The organism is Mesorhizobium sp. AR10 (genome assembly GCF_024746795.1).
Classification (GTDB): Bacteria; Pseudomonadota; Alphaproteobacteria; order Rhizobiales; family Rhizobiaceae; genus Mesorhizobium.
The window spans coordinates 4,121,090-4,147,629 of the sequence record NZ_CP080524.1; the positions used below are offsets into that span (position 1 = coordinate 4,121,090).

Annotated in this window: 17 protein-coding genes and 1 tRNA gene; 8 read left to right on the plus strand and 10 right to left on the minus strand. The window is 61.7% G+C overall.

The window, feature by feature from the left end; genetic code table 11:
- Window positions 1–222 precede the first annotated feature (222 nt).
- Both LHFGNBLO_RS23515 and LHFGNBLO_RS23520 read left to right on the plus strand, forming a co-directional pair.
- Window positions 223–2,043 carry an extracellular solute-binding protein gene (locus tag LHFGNBLO_RS23515; protein WP_258601703.1) on the plus strand — a complete coding sequence of 607 codons (1,821 nt, stop codon included), beginning with the start codon at window positions 223–225 and terminating at the stop codon, window positions 2,041–2,043.
- A gap of 21 nt (window positions 2,044–2,064) precedes the next feature.
- Window positions 2,065–2,745: a DsbA family oxidoreductase gene (locus LHFGNBLO_RS23520; protein WP_258601704.1), complete on the plus strand. Its 681-nt coding sequence runs from the start codon at window positions 2,065–2,067 to the stop codon at window positions 2,743–2,745.
- A gap of 1 nt (window position 2,746) precedes the next feature.
- Here the strand turns inward: LHFGNBLO_RS23520 and LHFGNBLO_RS23525 are convergent, their stop codons facing one another.
- Window positions 2,747–3,181, minus strand: coding sequence for a hypothetical protein (locus LHFGNBLO_RS23525; protein WP_258601705.1), 435 nt, complete (start codon window positions 3,179–3,181; stop codon window positions 2,747–2,749).
- 582 nt (window positions 3,182–3,763) lie between these two features.
- On the opposite strand from LHFGNBLO_RS23525, the gene LHFGNBLO_RS23530 reads away from it, so the two are divergent.
- Together LHFGNBLO_RS23530 and mgtE are read left to right on the plus strand one after the other, a co-directional pair.
- Window positions 3,764–5,650, plus strand: a complete 1,887-nt coding sequence (locus LHFGNBLO_RS23530) for an ABC transporter ATP-binding protein/permease (protein ID WP_258609861.1) — start codon at window positions 3,764–3,766, stop codon at window positions 5,648–5,650.
- Between the two features lie 395 nt (window positions 5,651–6,045).
- Window positions 6,046–7,410, plus strand: coding sequence for a magnesium transporter (mgtE, locus tag LHFGNBLO_RS23535; RefSeq protein WP_258601706.1), 1,365 nt, complete (start codon window positions 6,046–6,048; stop codon window positions 7,408–7,410).
- 57 nt (window positions 7,411–7,467) lie between these two features.
- Here the strand turns inward: mgtE and LHFGNBLO_RS23540 are convergent, their stop codons facing one another.
- From LHFGNBLO_RS23540 to rpiA, 4 genes are all read right to left on the minus strand, one after another.
- A complete protein-coding gene (locus LHFGNBLO_RS23540; RefSeq protein ID WP_258601707.1) occupies window positions 7,468–8,148 on the minus strand; it encodes a hypothetical protein in 681 nt (226 codons plus the stop codon).
- A 37-nt stretch (window positions 8,149–8,185) separates the two neighbouring features.
- Window positions 8,186–9,577 carry a glutathione-disulfide reductase gene (gene gor, locus LHFGNBLO_RS23545; protein WP_258601708.1) on the minus strand — a complete coding sequence of 464 codons (1,392 nt, stop codon included), beginning with the start codon at window positions 9,575–9,577 and terminating at the stop codon, window positions 8,186–8,188.
- 122 nt (window positions 9,578–9,699) lie between these two features.
- Window positions 9,700–10,308, minus strand: a complete 609-nt coding sequence (locus LHFGNBLO_RS23550) for a DUF2059 domain-containing protein (protein ID WP_258601709.1) — start codon at window positions 10,306–10,308, stop codon at window positions 9,700–9,702.
- Entirely contained in the window at window positions 10,295–11,026 is a 732-nt protein-coding gene (gene rpiA, locus LHFGNBLO_RS23555; RefSeq protein WP_258601710.1) for a ribose-5-phosphate isomerase RpiA, read from the minus strand. Before rpiA ends, LHFGNBLO_RS23550 begins: the two co-directional genes overlap by 14 nt.
- 148 nt (window positions 11,027–11,174) lie before the next feature.
- On the opposite strand from rpiA, the gene LHFGNBLO_RS23560 reads away from it, so the two are divergent.
- Window positions 11,175–11,861, plus strand: coding sequence for a phosphoglycolate phosphatase (locus LHFGNBLO_RS23560; RefSeq protein WP_258601711.1), 687 nt, complete (start codon window positions 11,175–11,177; stop codon window positions 11,859–11,861).
- Between the two features lie 125 nt (window positions 11,862–11,986).
- Window positions 11,987–12,061 (plus strand) — tRNA-Val (locus tag LHFGNBLO_RS23565).
- 39 nt (window positions 12,062–12,100) lie between these two features.
- On the opposite strand, the gene LHFGNBLO_RS23570 is transcribed toward LHFGNBLO_RS23565, so the two are convergent.
- The 3 genes from LHFGNBLO_RS23570 to LHFGNBLO_RS23580 all read right to left on the minus strand — a co-directional run bounded on the left by LHFGNBLO_RS23570 (window position 12,101) and on the right by LHFGNBLO_RS23580 (window position 18,323).
- Window positions 12,101–12,634, minus strand: a complete 534-nt coding sequence (locus tag LHFGNBLO_RS23570; RefSeq protein ID WP_258601712.1) for a hypothetical protein — start codon at window positions 12,632–12,634, stop codon at window positions 12,101–12,103.
- A gap of 510 nt (window positions 12,635–13,144) precedes the next feature.
- The gene (locus tag LHFGNBLO_RS23575; protein WP_258601713.1) at window positions 13,145–14,665 is read right to left on the minus strand and encodes an MBL fold metallo-hydrolase; all 1,521 of its coding nucleotides are present in this window, start codon (window positions 14,663–14,665) and stop codon (window positions 13,145–13,147) included.
- Window positions 14,658–18,323 carry a S8 family serine peptidase gene (locus LHFGNBLO_RS23580; protein WP_258601714.1) on the minus strand — a complete coding sequence of 1,222 codons (3,666 nt, stop codon included), beginning with the start codon at window positions 18,321–18,323 and terminating at the stop codon, window positions 14,658–14,660. Before LHFGNBLO_RS23580 ends, LHFGNBLO_RS23575 begins: the two co-directional genes overlap by 8 nt.
- A 533-nt stretch (window positions 18,324–18,856) precedes the next feature.
- Here LHFGNBLO_RS23580 and LHFGNBLO_RS23585 point away from each other — a divergent pair.
- A complete protein-coding gene (locus tag LHFGNBLO_RS23585; RefSeq protein ID WP_258601715.1) occupies window positions 18,857–19,543 on the plus strand; it encodes a Crp/Fnr family transcriptional regulator in 687 nt (228 codons plus the stop codon).
- A gap of 16 nt (window positions 19,544–19,559) precedes the next feature.
- Here LHFGNBLO_RS23585 and LHFGNBLO_RS23590 read toward each other — a convergent pair whose 3' ends face one another.
- Together LHFGNBLO_RS23590 and LHFGNBLO_RS23595 are read right to left on the minus strand one after the other, a co-directional pair.
- Window positions 19,560–23,879 (minus strand): cytochrome P450, encoded by a 4,320-nt coding sequence (locus LHFGNBLO_RS23590; RefSeq protein ID WP_258601716.1) that lies wholly within the window; start codon window positions 23,877–23,879, stop codon window positions 19,560–19,562.
- A 127-nt stretch (window positions 23,880–24,006) separates the two neighbouring features.
- Window positions 24,007–25,779 carry an adenylate/guanylate cyclase domain-containing protein gene (locus LHFGNBLO_RS23595; protein ID WP_258601717.1) on the minus strand — a complete coding sequence of 591 codons (1,773 nt, stop codon included), beginning with the start codon at window positions 25,777–25,779 and terminating at the stop codon, window positions 24,007–24,009.
- A 430-nt stretch (window positions 25,780–26,209) separates the two neighbouring features.
- Here LHFGNBLO_RS23595 and LHFGNBLO_RS33485 point away from each other — a divergent pair, with 430 nt between their 5' ends.
- Window positions 26,210–26,467, plus strand: a complete 258-nt coding sequence (locus LHFGNBLO_RS33485; protein ID WP_319944234.1) for a PepSY domain-containing protein — start codon at window positions 26,210–26,212, stop codon at window positions 26,465–26,467.
- The last annotated feature ends 73 nt before the right edge of the window (window positions 26,468–26,540 follow it).

Sequence of the window (26,540 nt, forward strand, 5' to 3'; positions counted from 1 at the left end):
ATCCCGGGACCGGCTTCTTCGCGCCGTGTGGTCCAGCTACCTGTTGCCGAAATGAGGCAACAGGATGACTTCGGACGGCGTGTTACACTGCATGGGCAGCCGAATCCAGCCCGCCGCCTGCGATTCTTGGCGGTGGGATCGGGCGGCGGAATGGTTCAACTTGGACATCCTTTGCTCTAGGGTGCACTGCGAATCATCAAGCCGCCCAGTAAGGAGACGGTCATGGACCGCGTTCTTGTTTGGCTGATCGCCGCAATCTCGTTTCTCACCCTTTCGCTTCAGCCGGCCGCATCAGAACCGAAGCACGCGATCGCCATGCATGGCGATCCGGCGCTGCCCGCCGACTATACGCATTTCAACTACGTCAATCCCGACGCGCCGAAGGGTGGCAACATCACCTATTGCGTTGTCGGCAGTTTCGACAATCTCAACCCGTTCATCCTGAAAAGCCTGCGCACCACGGCACGCGGTATGATGGATCAGAATTACGGCAATCTCGTCTTCGAGCCCTTGATGAAACGCAACGACGATGAGGCCTTCAGCCTCTACGGCCTGCTCGCCGACACCGCCGACATGGATCCCGAGCGCAAGAGCATCGAATTCCACCTCGATCCCAAGGCGAAATGGTCGGACGGCCAGCCGGTGACGCCGGAGGATGTGCTGTTCACCTATGACGTCTACACGGACAAGGGCCGCCCACCCTACAGCGCTCGCATGAGCATGATCGCCAAACTCGAAAAGACCGGTGATCGCAGCGTGCGCTTTACCTTCAACGACAAGGCCAATCGCGAGACCCCTTTGATCATCGCGCTGACGCCGATTCTGCCGAAGCATGCCTTCGACAAGGAGACTTTCGACAGGACCACGCTGAAACCCTTGATCGGCAGCGGCCCCTACACGGTGGCGCAAGTGGCGCCCGGCCAGCGCATCGTGTTCAAGCGCAACCCAAATTACTGGGGCAAGGATATCCCCTCCAAGCGCGGCTTCGACAATTACGACCAGATCACCATCGAATATTTCCTCAATGCCAATGCCAAGCTCGAAGCGTTCAAAAAGGGCATCTGCGCCATCGACGACGAAAGCGATCCGGTCAAGCGCGAGCGCGATCTCAATTTTCCGGCCTTCCACAAGGGCGATGTGGTCGCCGAAACCTTCGACAGTGGCATCCCGCCTGTGGTGACCGGGTTCCTGTTCAACACAAGGCTGCAGAAGTTTTCCAACCCGGTCGTTCGGCGCGCGCTCGGCATGCTCTACGACTTCGAATGGGCCAACAAGAACCTGTTCGGCGGCAAATACACGCGCACCATGAGTTTCTGGCAGAATTCCGAACTTTCCGCGCTCGGCCACCCGGCCGACGAACGTGAAAAGGCCCTTCTGGCGCCCTATCCCGGCCGCGTACCCGCCGATGTCATGGACGGCACGTGGCGGCCGCCCGTCACCGACGGCTCGGGCCAGGACCGGAAGGTGCTTAAGGCAGCCTTCGATCTGCTGAAGCGTGCGGGCTACACCGTGCAGGACGGCGTAATGCTCGATCCCGAGGGAAAGCCCTTCGCTTTCGAGATACTGACGGCCTCGCAGGACGAGGAACGCCTAGCCGCCATCTACCAGCGCGCGCTGGAGAAGATCGGCATCGACGTCACCATCCGCAGCCTCGAGGGCGACCAGATCCAGTCGCGCAAACAGCGTTTCGACTTCGAGGTCTTGATTGGCTCGGGCGGCTTCAACAACTCGCTGTCGCCCGGCATCGAACAGCTCGGGCGCTGGGGATCCTCTTACGCCAAGGCGGAAGGCTCCTTCAACCTTGCCGGCGTTGCCGATCCGGCGGTGGACGCCGCGCTCGAGGCTATGCTCAATGCCCGCAGCCGCGAAGATTATGTCGCGGCCGTCCGTGTCCTCGACAGGTTGCTGATCTCGGGCAACTATGTGGTGCCGATGCAGCACAACACGCAGCAATGGATTGCCTACTGGAACTATCTGGAACATCCGCAAAAAACGTCCTTATCTGGCTATGAACTGCCAACCTGGTGGCGCAAGGCGAACTGAACATCGGGACAGGAGATCAAAATGGACGAGCTGAACTCCGTCACCGTCGATGTCGTGTCCGATGTAGTCTGCCCATGGTGCTTCATCGGCCAGAAGCGGCTGGACAAGGCGATCGCGGCTGCCGGCGACGTCGCCGTGCACATTCGCTGGCGGCCGTTCCAGCTCGATCCGACCATCCCGCCCGAAGGCAAGGACCGCCGCGAATACATGCTGGCCAAATTCGGCAGCGAGCAACGCATTCGCGAAATCCATGCCCGCATCGAACCGCTGGGCGAAGCAGAGGGGATCAACTTTGCCTTCGATGCCATCAAGGTCGCGCCCAACACGCTGGACGCACACCGCGTCATCCGCTGGGCGGGTGCCGCCGGTGAAGCCGTGCAGAACCGGCTGGTGCGCCGCCTGTTCCAGCTGAATTTCGAGGAAGGCGCCAATCTCGGCGACCATGCCGTGCTGATCGAAGCCGCCCGCGAGGCCGGCATGGATGCCTCCGTGGTCGAAACGCTTCTGCCGACCGACGCCGATGTAGAGGCGGTACGCACCGAAATCGCCACCGCCTCGCGCATGGGCATATCAGGTGTGCCGTGCTTCCTGCTTGAAGGCAAATATGCGGTGATGGGAGCTCAGGACGCCGACACGCTCGCCGACGCCATTCGCCAGGTTGCAGCAGCCAAGGCCAAGGGCGAGTTGGAAAAGGTAGGCTGATCTATTTTACGGTCACCTTGGCCTTGCTGACGAAAAATCCATGGCCGTTGCTGCCGGTGCAGGTCAGGCCCTTGGTTGACGATTTGCAGGAGAAAGGCCCCTCGCTCCAGCTGCTTCCGTAAGACAGCTTGGCAGCATCGCTACAGCAGCCCTGCTCGCCGGGGTTCTTGATTAATGTTGCTGGCCCCTGCGGCCCCAGGATAATGGTGATGTAGCTCGGCTCGACGCGGGAGCAACTCAGTTCCGGGCCGCCGTCCTGCGGCTGGTAGGTGCTGGTGCCGCCTTTCGGTGTGTAGATGCAGCCGATATTGCCGGACGGAGTGTTGAACTCGAACTGCCCTTCGGCGTTCGCCGGGATTGTCTGGCTGCCAGCATGTGCCTGAGGCAGCAAGGCGAAGGTCGCTAGCATGGCGACCGAAAATGCTCGTGCAAACATGAAAGACCCTCTAAGCCAAATCCGCCGGATCAGGTTCGATCCGGACGCGTGCGTTGTCAAACCCGGTTTGCGTGCACCTCAATAGGCACGAGCTGGCGTTCGCTCCAAGGCGCTTTCAGGCACCTTCCGTCGAGACGAATCGACTGCCGCGAGCGATCACGGCGGCAAGCCCGGGGTGCCCGGGGGCAGCCGATTCTGGGGCCGGCCAACCGGTCCTCGGTAGGAAAATCGGCCGGCTGGCAAGGCGGAAAGGTTCACAAAATCGTGTGAAAAGCTTCCCTAAGGGAAGGTAAATTCGATCGCCGCCGTAGCTTCTCAACAGATTGAAATCATTAGAAATAAGCCGCTTTCCAGGTGCCGATTCCGCACCTCGACCTGTTGCTTCATGGCAACGTTGCGTGGGCCTGTTCACAGTCGGCGGGAGAAAATTAATAGAAAATGATCAATTGGTGTTACTATCCGTAACAAAAGAAAAAAGGTTTGGGCGGGATCGTGATTCGGGTCGATAGACCACGACGTTCAATATCGGAAAAAATGACTAGCGGGGCCGCAGGGCCGTCGCCCCTGACGCCGGTTTCGTCGATGCGCAGCTTCTGGGGGCTCATGCGGGCCTACTGGTTTTCGGATCACTGGAAAGAAGCCTGGACATTGACGCTGGTGATTGCGCTGCTCACGGCGCTGTCCAGCAAGTCCGGCGTCTGGTTCGCCGAGGCCTCCGGAGAGCTGGTCAATTCGATCGCCTTCTTCCACGATGCCGCAAACACCACGCCGCTCAAGTCGCTGCTGACCAACGCCGGCATTCTCGTGGCTCTGGTCGTGCTCAAGGACGCGGGCTTCACCGGCATACGCAGCCTCGTGTCAACGACGTTGCATCGCAAATGGCGTGGCTGGCTGGACAGCCGGTTCAACGAAGCGCTGCTAGACGCCAATCATACGCATTTCCACGCCCAGCACGGTTCGTCCGGCAATGCCGCCCCTGACAATATCGACCAGCGCGTCCAGGAATCCATCAAGGACATGACCGGCGGAGCCATCGGTCTCGCCATGGGTGTTCTGGCTGTCGCCACGTCGCTTTTTTTCGTCGGCCAGAAACTGCTGGAAAATTCGGCGGAGGTGAAAGGGCTGGAGTTCCTTGGCAGCTATGGCAGCGCGGTTCTGGCTTTCCTGGCAGTCGCCACCTACGTCCCGCTGAACACTTGGATCGCGGTCAAGCTGGGCCGCCTGCTGGAGCGCCTCAACGTCAGAATGCAGCAATCCGAAGGCAGTTACCGGGGCGAGCTGACCACTTTCCTGCGTCGCAGCTTCCATGTCGCGGCCTCGCAGGGCGAGAATGTGCAAAAGACGATGCACAACCGGCTCTATGTCGACATCGACCGCACCTGGGCGCGGCTGAACATCGTCAACACAGGCTACAATTCGTTCGAGCTGATCTATAATTTCATTGGTGCCCGCATTGTCGCCTATGGGCCGGGCCTTGTGCCCTTCATCCATAACGGCTTCGATCTCAAGGGTTACATAACCGGATCCGAGATGGTCAATTCGCTGATCAGTCAATGCTCCTGGTTCATCCATGTCATGCCGAACATCGCCACGCTGCGCGCCAACAGCCAGCGCGTCACCGAACTCGCCAACGCGATCGAAAACGTCCAGCATCCCCAGGAGTTCTACAGCCAGACCGGCCACTCCGATTTCCGCTATGATCGCCAGAACCCGGTTTTCGGCCTAACCATCCAGAAGCTGGAACTGGCGCATCAGGGCGAGGACGCGACGCCTTTCCTGAGTGCGGCGAATTTGCGCTTCCGGCGCGGCGAGTGGACGTTCCTGAAGGGCGAATCCGGTTGCGGCAAAACCTCGCTGGTCAAGGCCATCAACGGCCTGTGGCCCTATGGCCGCGGCACCATCGTCTTTCCAGAGGGCGTCAGCAGTTTTTATGCCGCTCAGGAGGTCAAGCTGCAGCAGGTCTCGCTGAAGCAATTGGTTTGCCTGCCAGGCTCCGAGCACGATTTTGGCGATGCGCAGGTCGCGTCCGCATTGCACAGGGCCGGCCTTGGCGATTTCATCGAACATATGGCCGACGAAAACCGCGAAGGAAAGAACTGGGACCAGGTTCTTTCGGGCGGCCAGAAACAGAAGCTGGTGGTCGCCCGCATCGTCCTGCAGCAGCCGGGGCTGCTGTTCCTCGACGAAGCGACAGGCGCGCTTGACCCCGAAGGCAAGATCGCCTTCCACCAGGCGATCAAGGACAATTGCCCTGACGTCACTGTGATCAGCATCATGCACGAGGCCGTGCCGCCAAGATCGCTTACGGGCGCCGAATTCTACCACAGCGTGGTTTCGATCGCCGACGGTGTCGCGACCAAGAAGCCACTGGTCCCGAGCCTGCCCCGCGAACTCACCACCATCCTGGCGCAGCCGAGGCCGGTCGAGGACAAATGGCTGCGTTTCTCGCGCCGGCTGAAGCAGAAATAGCAGCAACGCCAAAGGCCTTGGCTGCCCCGCGCGCTCCCTGAGTGACTGCAACACACCCGACAGCGATCACAGTCTCGCGATTTGACGCATCTGCCGCCATTTTCAGCCGTGCTCACGATTGACTCGGTAAGGCGCGCTCCTATGTTGCGCCGGCTCGCAGAATTCCAACCTACAGCGCCGCGCGTCACTTCAGACGCGCAAAGGACGCCGTAGAAACTTAGAATTTGCGCATGATCCTTTCCGAAAATCGAAACCGATTTTCGGGGTCATGCGCTAACCCGCGAGCAGAAAGGTCACCGCGCCATGCCTGGCGACAGTCACAGTCGAACGCAATCGCCGTCCGCCTAGACGTGACCTGACCGGTTCACGTCCTGCCGGATGGCAAGGAGTGAACCATGAACGAATTTTCCCCCATAGCGGGCGACGATGCAGTCGCGATCGCCCGCATTCTTGCAAACGATCATGTTGCCGACGTCGTCGAGGCGCTGAACCGCGAGCCTCGCGAAACAGCGACGGAACTGCTCTGTGAAGTGCCTTTCGAGCGGCTGGTCGAGATCTTCGACCAGCCCGAACTCGACGGCGCATCGGAGCTTGTCGAAGCGCTGCCCCGCGCCAAGGCAGGCAAGCTGCTCGCCGCCATGTCGGTCGACCGTGCCGCCGACCTGCTGCGCGATCTGGAAGAGCCGGCACGCTCGGAGTTGCTCGGCGGCCTCGCGCCACCGCTGCGCGCGACGCTGCTTGCCATTCTCGGCTATCCCGAAGGCAGCGCCGCCTCGATCATGACGACGGAGTTTGTCAGCGTGCCCTCGGACTGGACCGTCGGCCGCACGCTGGATTACATCCGCAAGGTAGAACGGACGCGCGAGACCGTCTACGCGATCTACATCATCGATCCGGAGACGCACATGCTGGTGCGCTCGACCGGCCTGCGCCGGCTGATCACCGGCGAGCCGGACGACCTGGTGATGGACGTTGCACTGGATCGCGTGCCGGTCACGGTTTCACCGCTGACCGACCGCGAGAAAGTGGCGCAGATGATCTCCAAATACGACCTGCTCGCCGTTCCGGTCGTGGACCACGGTAAGATTCTCGGCATTGTCACCATCGACGACATCATCGATGCGATGATCGAGGAGACGACGGAGGACGTGCATCGTTTCGGCGGCATGGAGGCTCTGGACGAGCCCTACATGAAGATGAGTTTTCTCGCCATGATCCAGAAACGCGGGGGTTGGCTCTGCGCGCTGTTCATCAGCGAGATGCTGACTGCCAACGCGATGCAAAGCTACGAAGGCGAACTCGAAAAGGCGATCGTGCTCACCCTGTTCATCCCGTTGATCATGAGTTCCGGCGGCAATTCCGGCTCGCAGGCGACGTCGCTGGTCATCCGGGCGCTGGCGCTGCGCGAGATCGGCCTTGGCGACTGGTGGCGGGTCGCCTTGCGCGAACTGCCGACCGGCCTGGTGCTCGGATCGATGCTTGGCGTCGTTGGCGTCTGCCGCATCGCGCTTTGGCAGTATCTGGGCTTCTACGACTACGGTCCGCACTGGCCGCTGATCGCCACAACGGTCGGTGTAGCGCTGGTCGGCATCGTCACCTTCGGTTCGCTGTCGGGATCGATGTTGCCGTTTGCGCTGAAGCGGATCGGCTTCGACCCTGCCAGCGCGTCGGCGCCGTTCGTCGCCACGCTGGTCGATGTCACCGGACTGGTGATCTATTTTTCGGTGGCGCTGGTGATCCTGCGCGGAACGCTGCTTTAGTCGGCGCTCATCTCCACCATCGCCGGCAATGCCAGTTGCCGGCGATGGCCTGACGGTTTAGCGCTTCACGTAAACACCAGAGAAGGAAACGTTGGCGCCACCACAATTGCGGTTGTCGGCGACGAAAAGATAACGGCCAAGCTGGCGCAGCTTTACTGCGCAATCGTACTCGCCAGCCGCCTCATAGGCGACTTGCTTGTCGCCGTCTGTAGCGAACCCTTGCACCGCCTGCTTCCGGTCGATGACGCCTCCGATACTGCCCTCGTGGGTCGCAGCGCCCGTCCCGTGGGTTGCGCTACCGCTGACCTCGGCCTTGTTGTGGGCTTTCAGCGTGATGTCGATTTCGGCGGACGTGTCGCGCTTCCAGGTGCCGATCCAGTGCGGTGCTGCGGTGACTGGCTTGATACTCGCCGCCGGCAGCCAGCCATCGGTCTCGTTGCCTCGGCCATCGACGAAGGCCGCACAGACATAACCGCCCGCAACAACATCGGTGTCGTAGACGACCTTGTCCTTGGCCCGAACAAAGGCTGGTTTCTTGCAGGACGGGTCCGCCGATGGGCACCCGGCGTGTTCGTACTCATTGGCGAGAAAGTTGACCTTGCGGCCGGTGATGACGCCTAGTGATATATCCGACAGATCTTCGTCATCTGAGATGCTGTTGCAGTAGAGTTTGTCTTCCGCATGTGCGGCGTCGGCAGCGAGCAGACCGGACACGGCAAGAATGATTCCGAACCTCATCGATGCGCTCCCTGGCCGTATAAAACGATGAGTGATCCTACTCCACTCGCAGGCCATCCTTTACCCGATAGGTCGGCTTGTACATGGTGACGAGTTCTTCCGCCGCCGTCGGATGCACGGCCATGGTGCGGTCGAAATCGTCCTTGGTCAGCCCCGCCTTGAGAGGGATGGCGAGAAGCTGCGCCATCTCGCCGGCATCCGGTCCGAGGATGTGGGCGCCGAGCACCTTTTTCGAGGCGCCATCGACCACCAGCTTCACCAGCATCCTTTCATCGCGGCCGGACAGTGTGTGGCGCATCGGCCGGAAGGTGGCGCGATAGATTTCGATGTCGGCAAAGCGCTTGACGGCCTCGTCCTCCGACAGACCGACCGTGCCGATCTCCGGCTGCGAGAAAACTGCGGTGGCGATCGTGTCATGGTCGGGCGCGGTCGGATTGCCCTTGAAGGCGGTCTCGATGAAACACATCGCCTCGTGGATCGCCACCGGCGTCAATTGCACGCGGTTGGTGACGTCGCCGATCGCCCAGATGTTGTCGATGTTGGTGCGGGAATATTTGTCGACATTGATCGCACCGGTCTTGCCAAGTTCGATACCGACGCCCTCTAGGCCCATGTTCTCGGTGTTGGGAATGCGGCCGATGGCGAGCATGACCTGATCGATCGTCAGTATCTTGCCGCCAGTGACCAACGCGTCGAGCCGTCCGTCCGGCCGCTTGCGGATCCATTCGGACACGGCGTGGCAGAGGATCTTGATCCCCTTCTTTTCCATCGTGTCGTGCAGCATGCGCCGCAGGTCCATATCGAAGCGGGAGAGTATGTCCTTGCCGCGATAGACCAGCGTGGTGTCGACGCCCAGGCCATGAAAGATGTTGGCGAACTCGACGGCGATATAGCCGCCACCCTCGATCATGATTGCCTTAGGCAGCTGCTTGAGGTCGAACGCTTCGTTGGAAAAGATGCAGTGTTCATGGCCCGGGAGTGCCGGATGCGGTGCCGGGCGACCGCCGGTGGCGATGAGAATCTGGTCGGCGGTGACGGTGCGATCCTCCCCCAGAAGATGCACCACATGCTTGTCGACCAGCATGGCGCGCGAATGGAAAGTCTCGCCGCCGGCCCCCTGCACGTTCTTCTCGTAGATCGCCTCCAGCCGGCTGATCTCGCGGTCCTTGTTGGCGACCAGCGTCTGCCAGTCGAAGCTCGCCTCGGGCACCGTCCAGCCATATCCGGCGGCATCAGTGAAATGCTCGGGAAACTGCGAGGCATAGACATAGAGCTTTTTCGGCACGCAGCCGCGGATGACGCAGGTGCCGCCATATCGGTACTCCTCGGCGATACCGACGCGTTTGCCGAGTGCTGCCGCGACGCGCGCCGCCCTCACCCCGCCGGAGCCGCCGCCGATGACGAAAAGATCGTAGTCGTATCCAGCCATGATGAGGCTCCTGAAGCATATGAACTTGCGCCACAGGTAGGCTGCAAACCATCAAAAGAAAAGCCCGGGGGAAGCCGGGCTTTCTGGTCCAGCGGCGATGCGCGCCGCGCCGAAAATTTTGATTAGTTCTTCGGTGCTTCCGGCTGCGTGGCATCAGCGGGAGCCGAGCCATCAGCAGGGGCAGCGGCGTCCGCGGGGGCAGCGGCATCAGCCGGCGCCGGCGCCTTGGCTTTGGCCGCGGCGGCCAGCGTTTCGCCAACCTGCTCTGCAAGATCGCGGGCGAGGCCGTTCTGCCAGATGTCAGCGGCCTTCACCAGTTCACGCGTCACGATTGGGCCATTGTCGAGCAGTTTCTTGCCGGAATCGGAACTGTAGAAAGCGGCGATCTCAGTGAGTTCCTTTTCGGAGAACACCTTGGCGTAGGCAAGAGCCGCTTCCTTTTCCAGATCGGCGCGGCGCGAGGCCAGCGCCAGGGCCTTCTCGTTGATGGTCTTGCCGATGAGTTCTTGCATATCGGGGTTCTTCTGGATCAGCTGCTGCTCGAGTGCGGCAGCCGCCTGCGGCAGGATGTTGTCGAACGGGTCCGTCGCGTGGATCGCCGTCACCGCAGCGCGCGCAGCCTTAAGATGCGCGTCAGTGACGTCCTGCGAGAACGCCGGCGACGAAAACGCAAAGACAGCAGAAGCCACCAGAACGGCGGAAAGGCTGCGAACCCGGTTATGCAACATCATGATCGGTAGAACTCCCTGGTTTTCGGGCGGCATGGACGGTTTGGATGCCGTCGCCGCCGGCGATGATGGCCGCTGACGCCAGCCCGATGAAAAGACCATGCTCGACCACGCCAGGAATGGCGTGGAGAGCATTCGAAAGCGCTCTTGTATCCGGAATGCGGCCAAAAGATGCATCGAGGATAAAATGGCCGCCGTCTGTAACAAAAGGGTGGCCCCCCGTCATCCTCAATGTGGCGGGGCCGGAAAGACCGAGCTTTTCAGCCGCCGCGCGAACCGCGATTTCGGTCGCGCGCAAGCCGAATTTATTGACTTCGATCGGCAGCGGAAAGCGACCGAGCGTCTCGACCATTTTTGAGCGGTCGGCAATGACGATCATGCGCGCCGAAGCCGCCGCGACGATCTTTTCGCGCAGCAGCGCACCGCCGCCGCCCTTGATCAGGGTCAGCGCCGGGTCGACCTCGTCGGCACCATCGATGGTGAGGTCGAGCTCGGGCGTTTCCTCCAGCGTCGACAGCGGCACGCCAAGCTCGCGGCAAAGGATGGCGGTGCGCTCGGAGGTCGGTACGCCGACGACGGTCAGGCCGGTGGCAATTTTCTCGGCGAGCAGCCGCACGAATTCCTCGGCCGTCGTGCCGGTGCCGATGCCGAGTCGCATGCCATCCGTCACGTGGGTCAGTGCTGCCCGTGCGGCCTCGACCTTCAGTTGCCTCGCATCCATGCCGTGTGTTGCCCCGGATTCCGATTGGTCGGGCGCTCCTAGCATTTTTGCCGGCCCGGTCAAAGGCTGTGGACCGAGCAAGCCCGCTTGCCTGAAAGGCCTGCAGCGGCTATCGCCTGCCGGCAACGCAATCCTCACAGGACTGGCCATGACCCGACCGATCATCGTGTTCGACCTCGACGGGACGCTGGTCGATACAGCGCCGGACCTGCTCGACAGCCTCAACCACAGTCTTGCCGCCGGTCAACTGGCGGCCGTCGATGAAGCCGGCTTCAAGCGCTTCGTCGGCCATGGCGGCCGGGTGATGATCGAGCGGGCGCACGCCGCGCAGCAAAGATCGCTGCAGAGCGAGGAACACGACCGGCTGCTGAAACTGTTTCTCGATCACTACACCGACAACATCCCCGGCAAGTCGCGCCCCTATCCCGGCGTTGTCGAGGCGATCGCGCGGTTCGAGGCGGCCGGCTATCTCTTGGCCGTCTGCACCAACAAATACGAGGCCAACTCGGTGGCGTTGATCGAGGCGCTCGGCCTGTCGAAACATTTTGCGGCAATAGCCGGGCAGGACACATTCGCTTTCCGCAAGCCCGATCCGCGCCATCTCATCGAAACCATCGCGTTGGCCGGCGGCGATCCGCATCGCGCGCTGATGGTTGGCGATTCGCAGACCGACATCGATACGGCCAAAGCTGCTGGAATCCCGGTGGTCGCCGTCGATTTCGGCTACACCGACCGCCATGTACGCGAATTCGAACCGTCGGCGGTGATCTCGCATTTCGATGCGCTGACACTCGATCTGGCGGAACGGCTGATCAAAGCGGCCGCAGGACGCTGATTGGCCAAGACGGCCGCACGCTGCCGGCGGGGTTGCCTTCCGGCCCGCGGAACGTCGGACATCGCCTTGACTTCGCCCGCCAGCCTCCCTTATATCGCGGCGCGCTTGGCCTTCGGGCAACGAGCGGGCGATTAGCTCAGCGGGAGAGCACACCCTTCACACGGGTGGGGTCGCAGGTTCAATCCCTGCATCGCCCACCAAATTTCATATATCAATCAGTTATTTGCTGACGGTTCCGGTCAGGTGATAGCTCTCAAATCGGCAACTACCTTCGTGGCCAATTTTTCCGATACACGCCACAACTCAAGTTCACCCTCAAATAGATTGGCAAGCTGCCCACCATTTAGATTGCCATAGAGCCCGTCGTGAACCCCCCGGATCGTGGTCAAGATGGCCTCGACTTGACCAACAAAGGTCACTAAGTCCACACAAGCAGGACCAAGAAGGCCGATATTGCCCAAATTCGAGTGGTAGATCGGGAGGACTTCCATCTTCCCGTCCTGTTCGCTTAACCACTCCCGAACGGCGATTTCGTCCCCCGCCCTCGCGGAGTCGGCCGCCGCTTTGCACCGGCCGGGGAGATCCCGTCTAGCGACAATCCTCTGGAAGGCCACAATTTCGGCTGCTAGCGCTTGAGCCAAAGACTTTCGTCGCCAAGAGAGTTCTGCCTCTCGGGCTCGGCTTTGCGCAACGTAGCTGATGCCGCCGCCTACCAATGTGCCGACCATGCCCGAGACAAGCGGGATTAGGACCGTCCATTCGAAATTGGCCAAGCTTACTACCTCCAACGGTAGAGACACTCAGCTTATATCACATCGACGCGCTTGTGCGTTTGCCGCCGTGGGTCCTGATCGCGATGATATCAGGCTTACTAGCTTGCTCATCTGCCAGAGACCCAAAAAAGGGGTGGGGCTGCGGCTAGCGATAGGCGCACCATCGTCTCCCTTCGTCTCCAATGCGCTGCCTTATGAGTTCGATAAAGCTGTCTCGGCGGCCGTTGCAAGACAAGGTCGTATACACTCGCTACGCCGATGATTTGACCTTTTCTGCACCCGGCTGGGGCATCTTCGCGATGTTGAGAAGACCGTTAGACAGGCCTGAAAGGCCTGCATTTCCCGAGGCTTAAGATAAATTGGGAAAAAACCACCTACATTACGGCCAAATTTGGTAGGCGTAACAGGTCTCACGCTAACCAACGACCGCAAAGTGTCTGTTGGCCACGAGCGCAAGCGACTGCTGCACGCGCATAAAGAACCCCGGAGATGCGTCGATTTTGGCGCTTCTCAAGCAAGGTCTACTTCGACCCAGAGGCCACCTGGGCCACGAGACGCATCGCGCGGCGCATTGCGAACCGCCAGGATCGAGCCGGAAGGCGAAGCAAATGCCGGCTTTCCGTTCTTGTTTGCGAGCCAGGCATCGTCGGCGCGGATGACGCGGCCGTTGGTCCTGTCGGCAAGTGCGGTCAGGATGGCGTCGTAGGGCATTTCGCGCCAACGTACCTTCCCGGCGTCGTGCTCGTTGGTGGGAATGAAGGCGGAAAGATCGGCATTGGTCATCAGCTCGAGGCCCTGCCTTTGCGGCGTCGCGTTGTGGCTGCCGTGATGGGCGACCTTCAGATAGACGGTGCCCGCCATGAGGTCGGCCGCCGTCACGGTCCCCTGCCCCACTGGCCATTTCAAATCCTTCCAGCTCAGCCAGTTGCCGATCTGCGCATCGCCCGGGAACAGGAAGACCCTGCCGGTGTCGATGAATTCGAAGGCCAGCACGAGGCTGGTGTTGTTGACGCCGCGGTCGAGCTGCATGGCAAGATCGGCGGCGATGCCGAGCCAGTCGGCGTCGATGCGGCGCCAGGACTGGTCGGGATCCTCTTCCGGTCGAGCCTCGGCTACCTGGCCGGAATAATGCTTCCAGACAAAGGCGCCGATGTCGCCTTGCGTATCGCTGGCGCTGCCGCTCAACACCGCCGACAGTTCAGTGCCGACGCTGCGCTCGAAGGGGCTGAGCTCGTCCAGCCAGGTTCCGTCGCCGGTTTCGTTCACCGCCAGGCCAGCACTGAGCGCCCGCGCGAACGGTCCGCCGGGGCCAAGCGGATACATTTCGCTCGTCCTTTCCTCCAGACGCAGCGCTGCCTTGTCGCGCGGCGGACCGAGCACATAGATGCGCAGATTGGGCAGCGCGGCAATCGACAGCGGCGCCGCGCCGGGCTCGAAATAGGCAGGAGGCTGCTTTGCCGAAAGTTTGATGGCAGCGTCGCGCGCCGCGCGAACCCGTTCGCCCTTGGCCCCGAACTGGAAACCGAGGACGGATTGCAGCCCGTCGCGGACTCCCGACAGATGCGGGCTCAGGCCGCGCTCGGCGTCGAGCCTGCGGCTTGCCCCCTGCAGCACCCTCAAGGCCTGAGCCCTGGATTTGTCGAGCTCGATCGCTTCGAGATCAACTGGGTTTTCGGTCCAGCCCATCCACACTTCGCCGACGGAAAAATCCTTGAACAAGTCGTCCGAGGTGAGGAAGCCTGAAACATGGTCCCAATGTTCGTGGGTAACGACGAGAACGTCGATCTTGCCACCCGTCTCGGCCTTGATGTCGGCGACGATGTCGCCGATGAGAGCCGGGCCGCCCTTGACCGATGTGTGGATGCCGCAATCGATGAGCATGCGAAACAGCGAGCCGTCCGCTTTGGGAAAGCTCAGGAGATGGCAGTCACCAATGCCCTGGCAATAATGCCGCACGGTGACAGCCGGCTTGGGGGCCGCAGCAGGACTGGCAGGTCGAGGTGTTCTGCGGGTTGCCGGTCTTCTAGACATCGTCGTCTCCATGGCTGGCATGCAGCATGGCGAAGGGCTCGGAAATCTCGCTGCCGAAATAGAGCGCCCGCAGCGGCGACAGGTAATTCGCGGTCGCGGTCTGCGACTGGCGCTTCTGCCGGTCGGTACTGCCGGTGTTCTTGATGATCGAGTAGCGGATTTCTTCCTGCCCCTTGCGCGGGTCGATGATGACGGTGGCGCCGCCGCGGAACCAGAAAAAGCCGTCGCCGGCCTTCACGCCGCTCAGTGCCGGCGTGCCGTCGAGTTGGACCGGAATGCGTTGCTGGATGACGGCGATCACCTCTGTGCGGAACGAGCCGTCGGGCTCGACGCGGCGGGTCGCGCGCACGCCGAAGATGTCGAAGGTGGTCTCGCCCTTGCGCGCCTTGCGGAGCAACCCACCATGCTGGTCATAGCGCGGCAGGTCAGGCAGCAGGCCGAACTGCTTGTAGAGATCGGGATTGGCAACAAAGGCCTTCCGCATCGCCTTCCAAAGCGTGTGCCGGTTCTTCTCGTTGAGGGCGAAGATTTCGGAGCGATTGAGTTTCTGGTTCCAGCTCAGATCGACGTCGCGCAGCAAGCCGTTCAGCCAGCCGGGCGAAGGATCGTCGGGCGCGCTCCAGGCAAGCGTCTCCTCCGATATCGTGCGCACGTCGCGCGGCAACAGCTTCCATTTGCGGAAGGATTCCATGAAGGCGAGACGATAGTGCAGCGGGTCGTCGGGGAAAGCGTCGATGTCGGCCGTGATCAGCGCGCGCAGATACTCGCCGAAGGTGATGTCGACGGCCGGGCAGTAGTCGAGCGCGCGAATGCACATGGTCAGCATCTGCTGCGCGATCTTGGCGGTCTCGTCGGTGAGGCGCTCGACCAGGCTGGGGTGCAAGGTGCCGGCGGGCAGCACGCCGGTTCCACCGGTGGCCAGTTGTATCAGGTCGTCGGTGCGGCGGTCGGCGATGGCCAGGAACGCCTGGTAGACGGCGAAGACCAGGATCGAGCCGCGGTCATGCGGCTCGAACGTCTTGTCATAGTCGAGGTCGGCCATGGCGGCACCGCCGTAGTCGCGCAGCGGTCCGGCGCGGCCGCTGCCTTCGCCGAACTGCCTGCCGATGCCGGACAGCAGCGTGGCCGCAGAGACATCGCCCCTCGCCTTGGCAATCTCGAAGCTGACCAGCTCCTTGAGGGTAAAGTGCTGGAACAGGGCGACGATGTCGGCAAAGGCCTCATGGAAAGCCGGCACGTCCGGGTTGGACGCTTCCTGGAAACGGCGGTGCAGCCCGTCGAGCAGCGCATGCGACATTTCATGGGCGACGATGTCGCTCGACAGGCAGGAAAACACCGTCGTGCCCGGCGTGGTGACGTCGCCCGCCTTGCTCCCGGCGGGGAAATAGCCGAACAGCAAGGCCTTCTTGTCCGGGCTGTAATAGGCATTGTCAGTGCGCAGCGCATGCGGATAGATGCGCAGCCGCGGCACTTCATGAGCCTTCATTGTCATGTCGCCGCTGCGACCGGCGGGATAGTGCGGAGCCCATAGCGCGCGGCGGCCCAATGCGCGCTCGAAATGCCCGATCGTGGTCATGGCCACGGCATAGACCATCTGCTGGTGGAACTGCGGATTGCCTTCCGATGGCGGGAAGCCGTCCTGCGCCAGCAAGATCTTGTCGTTGAGATCGACCGGATCGTAGACACGGTTGGACGCCGGATCGACATCGACGATCTCGAGATATTCTCCAACCGGACCGGGCATCAACGCGTTGGCCGTCGACGGCTTGTCGTCCCACGGAACGGAAAGCGTGGCCTGGAAGACGGAGACGGAATCGAGGCGCTTGGCCACTGACGGATCGAGCGCATAGATGCGCAGCCGCCGTTTGGGCGGCGGCAAAGGGCGTGGCTTGCGCTTGACCGGCGATGCCGGCGTCGTCTGCGTGGCGGTGACCGGTCTGGCACCTGCCCTCCCCAGCATGTTTTCAAGAAAGACGCGCAGCGGTTTCGATGGATTGCCTTCGTCAAGTGCTGCTTCCAGATAGCGATTGCGTGCTGCGGCCGAGATGGCGGCTGGATCGCCATCGGGGTCGGCGATCGCCCGGTCGACCGAGGCGGCACGCTGCGCCATCTGCGTCAGTTCCAGCGTCAGCATCTTTCGCCGCTGGCGAGCTGCAGGCGACAGCGGCGCCGCGGAATTGCCGCCGCCGGTGATGAAATCGAGCCAGCCCCAGGAGGATTGCGCCGGCGGCAGTTTCGTCAGCTGGTTCTCCGCCCGTGGCATCACCGACAGCGCGGCACCCGCCCGGACCACGCCCTGCCCGATCTTCTGCAGCGTCTCGGCGGCTCCCATTTTGGCCGTCGACTTGGCCGCCTTGGAAAACAGCGCGAAACGGACAGCTTCGATGCGCATCCAGGCTTGCGAATAGTTCTTCACGACATCCCAGTGCTCGGCCAGCCAAAGCGCTGCCGCAGCGGCGATCTGCGGCGTTGCCGCGGACGTGCCGGAACCGTCCATATCGACGATCTTGGCACAGTCGATCTCAGCCCACGGCACATTCGGCGTGTAGGCGCCAAGCGCGGTCGTCATCTTCGAAGCCGGCCCGAAATTGCCCTGCATGGTGCCGAAGCTGAGGCCGGAGTAGGCACGACCGTCGCCCATCACACCACAGGCTGCCAGCACGCGGTTGTAGCGAGCCGGAAAGACGATGCTGCTTGGTGTGATCGTGTAGTTGTTGCCGGCGGCGGTGACCATGACGACGCCGTTGTCGTAGGCAAGATTGACCGCGTCGACCAGCGCTTCGGAGGTGAGGCCACCCATGCTCATCGACAGGACCTGGGCGCCTTTGGAACGGGCATAGTCGATGCCTTGCACCATCGTGCCGGTGGTCAGACGAACCACCCAGTCGGCAATGCGCACCGGGATGATCCTTGCTTGCGGAGCGGCGCCGACGAAATCGGTAAAACCCGACCAGTGCGGCGATGTGCCGTCCAGTCTGTTGCCGGCGAGCAGGCTGAGCGTGCCGGTGCCGTGGCCGCGATTGCTGGCGAGGCCGCCTGCCGGGGCGTGATCGGTTGCGTTGTTCGGCCCGGTGCCGTCATTGACGAAATTGCGCTGCAGCGCCGCGACGAGCCCGGCGGGCAAGGTGCGGTGCGCAGGATCGAAGCCGGTATCGAGATGGGCGATGGTGATTTTGGCCTGCTTGGCGCCGACCTTGGCACGGGCGGCCGCGAACTGGCTGAAGGCCACCCCCGCATTCCAGGCGACAACGCCGGGCACTGTGGCCTGGCCGCCGCTTGGATTCTGGTCATCGAAGGCGCAGACCGGACTGGCGCTTGCTGCCATGCCGCGGTCGCCGTTGCTGTCCCTGTAGTCCCACTGTTGAACGAGGTCGGGCTCGATGGCCAGAATCTCGGAACCGCCGGCTGCCGCGAAAGCCTCGCCGCGGCCGACAAGAGCGTGGGCGTCATCCCACGGATTGTCCGATTGTTTCGCGCCGAGCTTGAGCCAGGTCGCGCCGCGATCGGCACCGGCGCCAAAATCGCCGCGGGAAGCGCTTGGCGGCACGGTCAGGATCGGCTCGACTTCGACCGCTCCGAGGCGAAGCGACCGGCTGCTTGCTGCAAAGCCTGCACCGTCACCACGAACCTTGATCAGGAGCCCCGTTGTTGCTGCCATGGCATGACCCCACTTTCCTGAACTGTCAAAGTAGAAAACTGCGGTGCCGTTTCAGACTGAAGCAATGCCGAGCGGCAAGCAAGTCAACAAGCTCGTGCGTTTGAAGTCACATGTCGTCGCGCGAGCTCGGACCATCGCGCCCTTTGACCGCCGCCTCTGTGACCTCCTTCACAGACGGTGGAGAGGGTTGCGCAGACATATGGTTCCTGCGGAAGCCGACATTTCGATTTCGATCGGTCTCCTGGCGTCTTTGATAAATTCGTTGGCCATCCCGGGCGTCAAACGCGTCACCCGGTGAGTGCAAGAATTTTTGATCACCTAGTCATTTTCACAACGGCCGTCTGCACGCTTCTCGGCACCTCCCACCGTGCGTGCAGACGGCCTTTCACCAATCTTGCGGCTCGAAAAATATCGAACTCCAGGGTGGCGAAAAGCGCCGCCCGCAGCAGCGGCGGCGTGAATGAACGCCAGGGCTTTGATGTTCACCCCCTCTTGCCGTAAACTTGAGCGATTGCGGCAAATGGGAAATCAACATGGCTTCCGCCAGCGCGAACGACAGCAATGATCTGCCGCGCCTTGCGCGGATTGATCCGCTCCTGTTCGATCTTCTTTTCAGTGGCTGCAAAGTCGAACGCTACGCCGCCGGCCAGCATCTCTTCGTTCAGGAGGATGCCGCCGACCGCATCTACGGTGTGATGAACGGCACGGTGGAGATCTCGATCTATTCGCCGGGCGGCCAGAAGCTGGTGGCCAATATCGAGCTGTCCCGCAGTCTTGTGGGCGAGATCGGCGCGCTCGACGGGCGCCCGCGCACCGCCACCGCCATTTGCCTTACCGGCTGCGAGCTGGTCTCGCTAAGCCGAACGCAACTCTTTGATCGCATTGAAAAAAATCCACCGTTGGCGCGCGCCATGATCGAACTGTTGTGTGCGCGGCTGCGCTGGGTCAGTGGCGAACTCGGGGATCAGGCATTCTTCGGCATCGAGGCCAGGCTGGCGAAGCGGCTGGTCTTTCTGGCCGAAGTGATGGCGGACAGTGCAGGATGGATACCGATCTCTCAGTCCGAACTGGGGGAATTCCTCGGGGCTACACGCGAGTCGGTCAACAAGACGCTCAACGACTGGCGCAGCCGCTCGATCATCGCCATCAAGCGTGGCGGCCTGCGCATCACCAACGCTGCGGCACTCAACCAGATTGCCGACTCGCAGGATGATGACTGAGCGACCGCCGGGCGAATCAGAGCCGCGATATCAGGTAGCGCAGCGCGGACCGGCTCGGCATGAAGAAATAGCCGCCGCCCTTCGTGGTGACGAATTGCGGCATGTCTTGAAGCAGCGTGACTTTCTCCCATGACGGAATCGAGAACCGGGCGCCGCCGTCACGCGAGCCGATCGTCGGATCCTTCTCGCCGACGAGGCCCTGGAACGAAGTCGACGAGACCCAGGTCTGCTGGATGAATTCGTACTGACGCTCGATGTCGGCGTTGAGGCACATGAAGAGCAGCCCCTTCTCGACCTTTCCATTCTTGCTGTCCTGCTTCTCATAGGTGCGGCCGACCCGCAGGATACGGTGGCGCTTGCCGATATTGATCTGCGTCTCGCGGTCCTCGCCTAGCGAATCGCGCGGGTTGGAACGGCGTATGTGGGCACCGAGCGGGCAGCGATGCCCTTGCGGATCCTCGGCGCCAATGGCGAAGTTATTGTCGACGACGCGTCCCGGTTGGTCGGGGTTGCGCACCAGCGAGCTACCGTTCTGCCAACGTCCGAGCATCTTGGCGGCAACCCAATCTTGCGTGATGGCCGGGTTGCCGACTTGGCTCGCGGCCAACGCCGCGGCCTTTTTGCAATACTCGTTGAAGATGTCGACATGCTGCTCGAACTGGCGAACGACGAGGAATGAGCCGTTGCGGCCGAAATCGCGCGGCGGTGGCGGCAGGCCTGGAATCAGCCGGCTACGGCGCACCTGCGACAGGATTCCGGTCCGATCGCGTGATGCGCTTACCGACGGCGAGGACGGATAGAACCCATGCTCGTCACGATAGCCGAACAGGAACTCGCCGGGCGCGACCAGGTGCATGGGCGCGGCACCCCTGCTTGCACGGGTCGTGCCCCGGACAATCGGCTGCGAAATCCCGTCGGCGAAGCCGAAATGCTCATATGCCGGCCGACGTTCCGACTTATCGTCACCCTTTGCCGCATCCGGCGATTTCGTGTTCGTGTTGGTTGGATCCCGATTTACGACGAGCGGCAGATCGGCGACAACCTTCATGCCTGCGCCGGTCGTCTTTCGTTTCACGGTGGCGATCTCGGTCTCCAACCTTCCCGGTTCTTCCGCATAGCAGACGATGACCAGGTCCACAGGCTTCTTCAACGAGCCCCACTCCCATTCGTCCGGTGCGTCGCGGCCTTGGTCGTTCAGGATGCGCCCACGCTCGGGATTGCCCATGCCGTGGCGAAAGGCGATCGGGAATGTGTCTAGTGGATCGTCCTCCACCCCCTCGTCGAGCCCAAGCTGGCGCAGACCGCCTGGACCAAAGGCCACTGTCATGGCTCGCCCGGAAGGCTTGCCTTCGCCGAAACTCGTCTGCTCGATGACGAAATCGAGCCAGGCCCTGCGTTTGGACGCCGGCAATTTTTCCGGCACTCGGATCGCAATCATATGCGCATAGCCAAGCGGGCCGAACGGACCGAAGAAGATGGACTGGATCTCGCCGGTTTCCAGCTGCTGCTCGAGAGGCGCCGGAAAGGCTGAGCTGATGTTGGCCACCAGCGAGGTGGTCTTTTGAACGGTGGTTCTCTCGCTTACCGGACGCGGTAGCGAACCGAACAGGCTCATCCAGTCGCGCGTCTCGTTGCCGACGGCGGAAGCAATGCCGCGCCTGATCCGGGAGTTGATCCGGATGCGCGTGGTGTTGAGATGGGGATAGGCTGAATACCAGAACAGCGTCGGCACCTGCTGGCGCCGCGCCCAGCGCTTGAAACGATCGCCGTCGCGCGCGCCGTCAAGGAAGAGCCAGCGTGTACGTGGATAGCCCTCGGTGTTGCTCCACACGCCTGTCAGGCCGGCGGATGCCTTGGCAATGAAGTCTTCGAGATAGCTTTCCCAACTGCCGCCGTAGTTGGACAAGAACATCAGTCTGTTGGAGCCCGGCAGCAGCACCCAACGGGCGAAATGGATGGTGTTGATGGTGTTGAGAAAACCTGGCTTGAATACCTTCTGCGCAGCTATCGAAATCAGGTAGAAGGCAAACCTGAGCGCCAGCCGCCGCAAGATGCCGGCCTTCATCGTCGAAATCGCGGTCAGATGGTTTTGCGCCGCGTGATCCTCTTTGCCGAGGATCTCGTTCAATGCAGATATGCCGATCGATGTGCTTTCCGGCCGATCCTTGTCCTCGCGGCGTCGCAGCGCAAGCAAGCACGAAAACACCAGCGCCGCCGCCGCTACCAACACTCCAAGTCCTGACAACAGAAGCGAAGTGACGGCTACGGCTATAGCGGTGAAGGAGATTTCCGAGGAACTGATGTCGATAGATCTGCCGAACACCACACTGTATGTCATGTACCAGCAGGCAGCCCAGACGACCGCCACCGTCGCGAAAACCGGCGGCACCAGCAAGGTTGTCATGAGGGCACGGCCCCAATTGCCTGGCGGCCTTTCCAGCAGGCTTTCGGCCGGTTCGAACGCCCAGGCAAACGTTCCCAATGACTGGACATGCTGGCGAGCTTCAGCGAGCACGGCGGGAGCGTTGCCGGTGCCCTTGCGTGGCCGCTCTACGATGCCGCGTACGGCTTCGAATAGCTCCTGCTCGGCCTTGATGCGCGCGACCGAGTGCCCCGGAGTCCCGGAAAACACCAGACCGGCCGCGCTGCCGAAGGACGGCGAAATCTCGATGTTGTGCTTGCGCAGGAAGTCCTCCAGCGCCTCGCCGTCGGGCATGCCGCACGCATCCGTGAGGATCGGCCGCAGCCGGTGGCCGATGACACGCGCGACGGCACCAATGACGTCGTCGGTGCTGCCGTCGCCGGAGATTTCGAACACGAGCGCCCCGGTCTCGACGCCCGATTTCTCGTCCTTGCCGAGGGCGGCGACAGCCAGGCTGGTGAAGTGGATTGAGCCCGCCGTGTCGAGCGCGCTTTCGAGCTCGTCGATTGCCGGATTGCCGAGCGCGGCAACCTTGTCGCGTACGGCGTCCAGAGACGCCGCGCGGGTGATCGGGCAAACCACGGTCACCATGGACTGATCGACCGTGCGGCAGAGCGCCGAGCGTTCGAAGTCGACCTTGAGGCTTTCCGGATAGGCGCCGATATTGGTCATCCGGCCAGCCCTGCCGCGCGCGCGGCGCAGTTTCTGCTTGTTGAACAAAGCGCGCACGCACTCGCCGATCTGGACCCTGGCGATTTCGGCGCCGATGCACAGGTGAATGCCGTGGCCGAAAACCAGATAATCGCGATGTGGGCGCGATGCGTCGAAATCATTTGGGTTTTGCACGGCTTCGGGGTCGAACATCGCCGACAGCGTTGCCGGCATCACCACCGTTCCCGCCTTCACCAGGCGTTCGCGTCGCGTGCCCCTGGCGATCGTTGCGTCGCGGGCGGTGTAGCGCCATGGGCCGACCCAGATGGGCCTGAAGCGCATGGCTTCCAGGATGACCCGGTCCAGCTTTTTGGTATCGTCTTCTGCCAGCGCCGCGTCGACGGCCTGCCGCGCGTCGGGCCGCGACAGGACCACATCGAGGCAATTGCCGCCGGCAAGCACATTGGTCGGAACAAAGCCGGTGATCATGCCGAGCATGATCGAATGAAGGTCGGGTAGCGACAGGCGCCCCTCATCCAGCAAGGCGACCAATCTGGGCAGCGGCTGCTCGCCCTTGGGCTGCCTATTTCTGATCGCTGCAATGGAACGGTCGATGGTCCTGATCAGCCGATCGCCGGCCACCACCGCGAGTTCGCGCGTGGTCGCGTTCGCCGTTGGATCCGAAAAGAACAACGCACTCAATGCTATCGACCAATCGGCGAATTCGGACTCATCATCGATCTCGAGGCCGAAATAATCGCGGCAGATGCGCACCGGCACGATCTTCATCAATTCGGCGATCGCGTCGAAGCCCGGCCTGGCGCGCTGCATGATCTCTCGTGAATGGCGCGCGGCGATCGGCCTGACGGCTGCTTCGACCTCCGCCGGCGGGAAAGCCCCCAGCACCGACGATTTCATGCGCCGGTAGTCCTCGCCATCCTGCATGCCGAGGATGAAGTTCGATCCTCGCGCCAGTTCGGTCATCTCCGGCCCGTAAGGGGTCTGGAACTCGTCACCGCGCTCCAGTATGTCGCGAACATCGGCATTCCTGGTGACCAGCAGGAAATTGCCAAAGGCCAGGTTCGGCCAGAACCGACGCAGCAGCGCCAGCGCCCAGCGTGGGTCTTTGAACAAGAAACCGGCGATGCGCGATGCAAGACCGTTGGAGCGGAGACGCCCAAGGTCAAACGGTGGCATTTCCGACAGTGGGCGCTGGCTTTTCTGGGCCGCGCGAACTGCATCGAAATACTTGATCTTGATCATGCGCGTTCAAGCCCCCCGGCTGTCCACGTCATTGCGATGCCGGCTCCTCAAAGGCCTAGGTTTGCATCGGCTGCGCGTATGTGAATGTTTTCACAATTGTCGGCGTTCGGCCAGCCAAAGACCCACTTCACTTGGCCAGTTCAAAATTGGTGACGAGGAATTCGTTTGCCGCCTTGTCCGCGAAAGGTATCCAGCGAACCCGCTGCTCGGAGAAATCAGGATGCCGTGTGGCAAAAATGGCCAGCTCCCGCTTGGCTTCTTGCTGCCGCCCGCTTTTCATCAAGGCACCGATCTTCAAAAACCGGGCGTAGAAATAGCCGGGCGACAGGCTAAGCGAGCGGTCGGCGGTAGCGATCGCAGACGGCCAGTCCTCGACGAAACAGTAGGCTGCGGTCAATTCTCCCAGATTGTGGAAGCGGTAGAGGTCGAAGGGGCTCAAGCGCTCGGCATCGAGAAAGAACGGAATCGCGCTGCCGGCGTTGCCAAGCAGCAGCTGCGCACTGCCCATTGCCGAGCGCGCAAAAGCAAAGCTCGGATTGATGTGGATCGCCTCCTCAAGATGCTCGGCCGCGGATCTCGGTTCTCCCCTCATGATAGCGACGGCGCCGAGATGGGCGTGCGGACGCGCATCCAGACTGTCCATCAGCAGCGCCTTGCGCGCGTACTGCTCGACCATGTTCAAATCGCTACCGTCGCCGAAACGCAGCCACGCCCGCCAGAAATACCACCACGCCAGTTCGTTTAGCACGGCACTCGAGTTTGGATCTTCCCGGTAGCCCTTCTCGAAAAATTCCAGCGCGATTTCCGTGTCGCCGCGTGTGCGCCGGTTCATATGCCAGCGCCCGCGCCGTACCAATTGCCAGGTTTCGAGGCTTTCCCACGGCACCTGGAACGTCCGCACCTGCTCTGCCCGATCGACCTCCTTGTCGAGGATCGAAACGATCTCTGCGCCGATCTGGTCGCGCAGGCTGAAGATATCGACCAGATCGCGATCGAACCGCTGGGACCAGACCAGTCGCCCGTTTGAGGCATCGGCAAGCGACGTGTTCAGACGGATCTTTCCGCCGTTGCGCATCAACGTGCCGCTGACGATGTAGCGCGCACCGAGTGCGTTGCCGATCACCCGTGTTCCCAGCGTGTCGTCGCGAAACTGGAAGCTGGAACTCTTGGCGATGACCGAGAGCCATCTTGTGTTGGAAAGACCGTAGATAATGTCCTCGGCGATACCGTCTGCCATATAGCCGACGTCAGGCTCGCCTCCGTGCCCCTGGAACGGCAGGACGGCGATCGCCGGCGGACCTTTGGCCGACGGTGTCTGCTGACCATGGAATTGAGGAATGGCCGCGACTGACATCGCAGGCGACGACCCATTGCTGCTGCGGCCAGCGATCAGAACACGCACCGGCAGCGCAATGTTCTTCAGCATGAACTCGCCGAGATCGGTGAACTCGGCCGCCGTCTTGTCTTTCACATGGTGCCATGTCGTCTCTGAAACGGCGAGACCATCGCGCGGTGCAAACTCCTGGACTCTGGCGGCGATGTTGACGTCATCGCCGTAGAGACGGCCTTGGCGAACGATGACGTCGCCGGTGTTGATGCCGGCACGAAAGGGCATCCGCATGTCTTCGGCAACCGATGCATTGAGCGCGACGATCCGCCCCTGGAAATCGAAGGCAGCGCGCAGAGCTTCGATCGGATTGCCGAATTCGGCCATGATGCTGTCACCGGCATCGCCGAACGTGCGGCCGCCAAATGTGCCACAGCTATCAGCGATAATGTCGCGTCGCTCTTCAAACGCGGCAACAGCGGATTCGTCATCGATACCCATCAGCCGTGAGAATCCGACGGCATCGATGGAAATGATTGTCGCCAGCTGACGGGTGTAGTTCCGTTCAGCCATGTTCGAGCCCCGGTCCCTTCTGGTTCTGGTCCAGCCCAGGCAACGACCCGCTCTTGAACACTTCGCCGCTTTGCTGAGAGAATTTACGGGCAGGTCCGGCGAGCCGTTGCCACCCTGCCAGAACCAGAGTCTAGCAGGGTCTTGGCAAAAGCTCTACCACGTTCAGCTAATGGACCGCAGAGCACGCAAGCGTCCATGGTTAGCTGTTGGTTACCCGAGATTGCGTATGATTTTTTCGTCCTTACGTGTTGAAACTAAAAGACTTTCTCAGATTTCAGTTGCAGCGATTGGCCATGGTTGGGGATTATCCTGGATCGCCATCCAAACAGCGGTGGTGCAACGAGCCGGCCGCACCTTCGCCGTGGCGGAACAAAGCCGCATGGAAGCGAGTTTCCACTGCAATCCATGCCAACTTGAAATGAGGGCAGTCATGCGTAGTCTCGTTCTGGTGACCAGCGTTGCAATTCTTCTCGTCGGTGAACCGGCTTTTGCAGCCGATGAAACACCGCTGCCGCCGCCAAATGCCAAGAAGCTCTCGGAAATCATTGCCAAGGTCGAGCAGCGCGACGACTTTCGTTATGTGAAAGAGATCGATTGGGACAGCGGCGGCTACACCGTCACCTACTACACGGCCGACAAGGCGAAAGTCGAAATCAGCTACGATCCTGTGACCGCCGAGCCGAAATAGCGTCGCTGCCGCGCCCCCAAGTTTTCCACATACCCTTGCGCTAGATAATCTTTGATGGCTGACTGCGCGCCAT

Coding starts and splice junctions, on each gene's coding strand:
- LHFGNBLO_RS23515 (WP_258601703.1), top strand. CDS start 223: ATGGACCGCGTTCTTGTTTGGCTGATCGCCGCAATCTCGTTTCTCACC.
- LHFGNBLO_RS23520 (WP_258601704.1), top strand. CDS start 2,065: ATGGACGAGCTGAACTCCGTCACCGTCGATGTCGTGTCCGATGTAGTC.
- LHFGNBLO_RS23525 (WP_258601705.1), bottom strand. CDS start 3,181: ATGTTTGCACGAGCATTTTCGGTCGCCATGCTAGCGACCTTCGCCTTG.
- LHFGNBLO_RS23530 (WP_258609861.1), top strand. CDS start 3,764: ATGCGCAGCTTCTGGGGGCTCATGCGGGCCTACTGGTTTTCGGATCAC.
- mgtE (WP_258601706.1), top strand. CDS start 6,046: ATGAACGAATTTTCCCCCATAGCGGGCGACGATGCAGTCGCGATCGCC.
- LHFGNBLO_RS23540 (WP_258601707.1), bottom strand. CDS start 8,148: ATGAGGTTCGGAATCATTCTTGCCGTGTCCGGTCTGCTCGCTGCCGAC.
- gor (WP_258601708.1), bottom strand. CDS start 9,577: ATGGCTGGATACGACTACGATCTTTTCGTCATCGGCGGCGGCTCCGGC.
- LHFGNBLO_RS23550 (WP_258601709.1), bottom strand. CDS start 10,308: ATGATGTTGCATAACCGGGTTCGCAGCCTTTCCGCCGTTCTGGTGGCT.
- rpiA (WP_258601710.1), bottom strand. CDS start 11,026: ATGGATGCGAGGCAACTGAAGGTCGAGGCCGCACGGGCAGCACTGACC.
- LHFGNBLO_RS23560 (WP_258601711.1), top strand. CDS start 11,175: ATGACCCGACCGATCATCGTGTTCGACCTCGACGGGACGCTGGTCGAT.
- LHFGNBLO_RS23575 (WP_258601713.1), bottom strand. CDS start 14,665: ATGTCTAGAAGACCGGCAACCCGCAGAACACCTCGACCTGCCAGTCCT.
- LHFGNBLO_RS23580 (WP_258601714.1), bottom strand. CDS start 18,323: ATGGCAGCAACAACGGGGCTCCTGATCAAGGTTCGTGGTGACGGTGCA.
- LHFGNBLO_RS23585 (WP_258601715.1), top strand. CDS start 18,857: ATGGCTTCCGCCAGCGCGAACGACAGCAATGATCTGCCGCGCCTTGCG.
- LHFGNBLO_RS23590 (WP_258601716.1), bottom strand. CDS start 23,879: ATGATCAAGATCAAGTATTTCGATGCAGTTCGCGCGGCCCAGAAAAGC.
- LHFGNBLO_RS23595 (WP_258601717.1), bottom strand. CDS start 25,779: ATGGCTGAACGGAACTACACCCGTCAGCTGGCGACAATCATTTCCATC.
- LHFGNBLO_RS33485 (WP_319944234.1), top strand. CDS start 26,210: ATGCGTAGTCTCGTTCTGGTGACCAGCGTTGCAATTCTTCTCGTCGGT.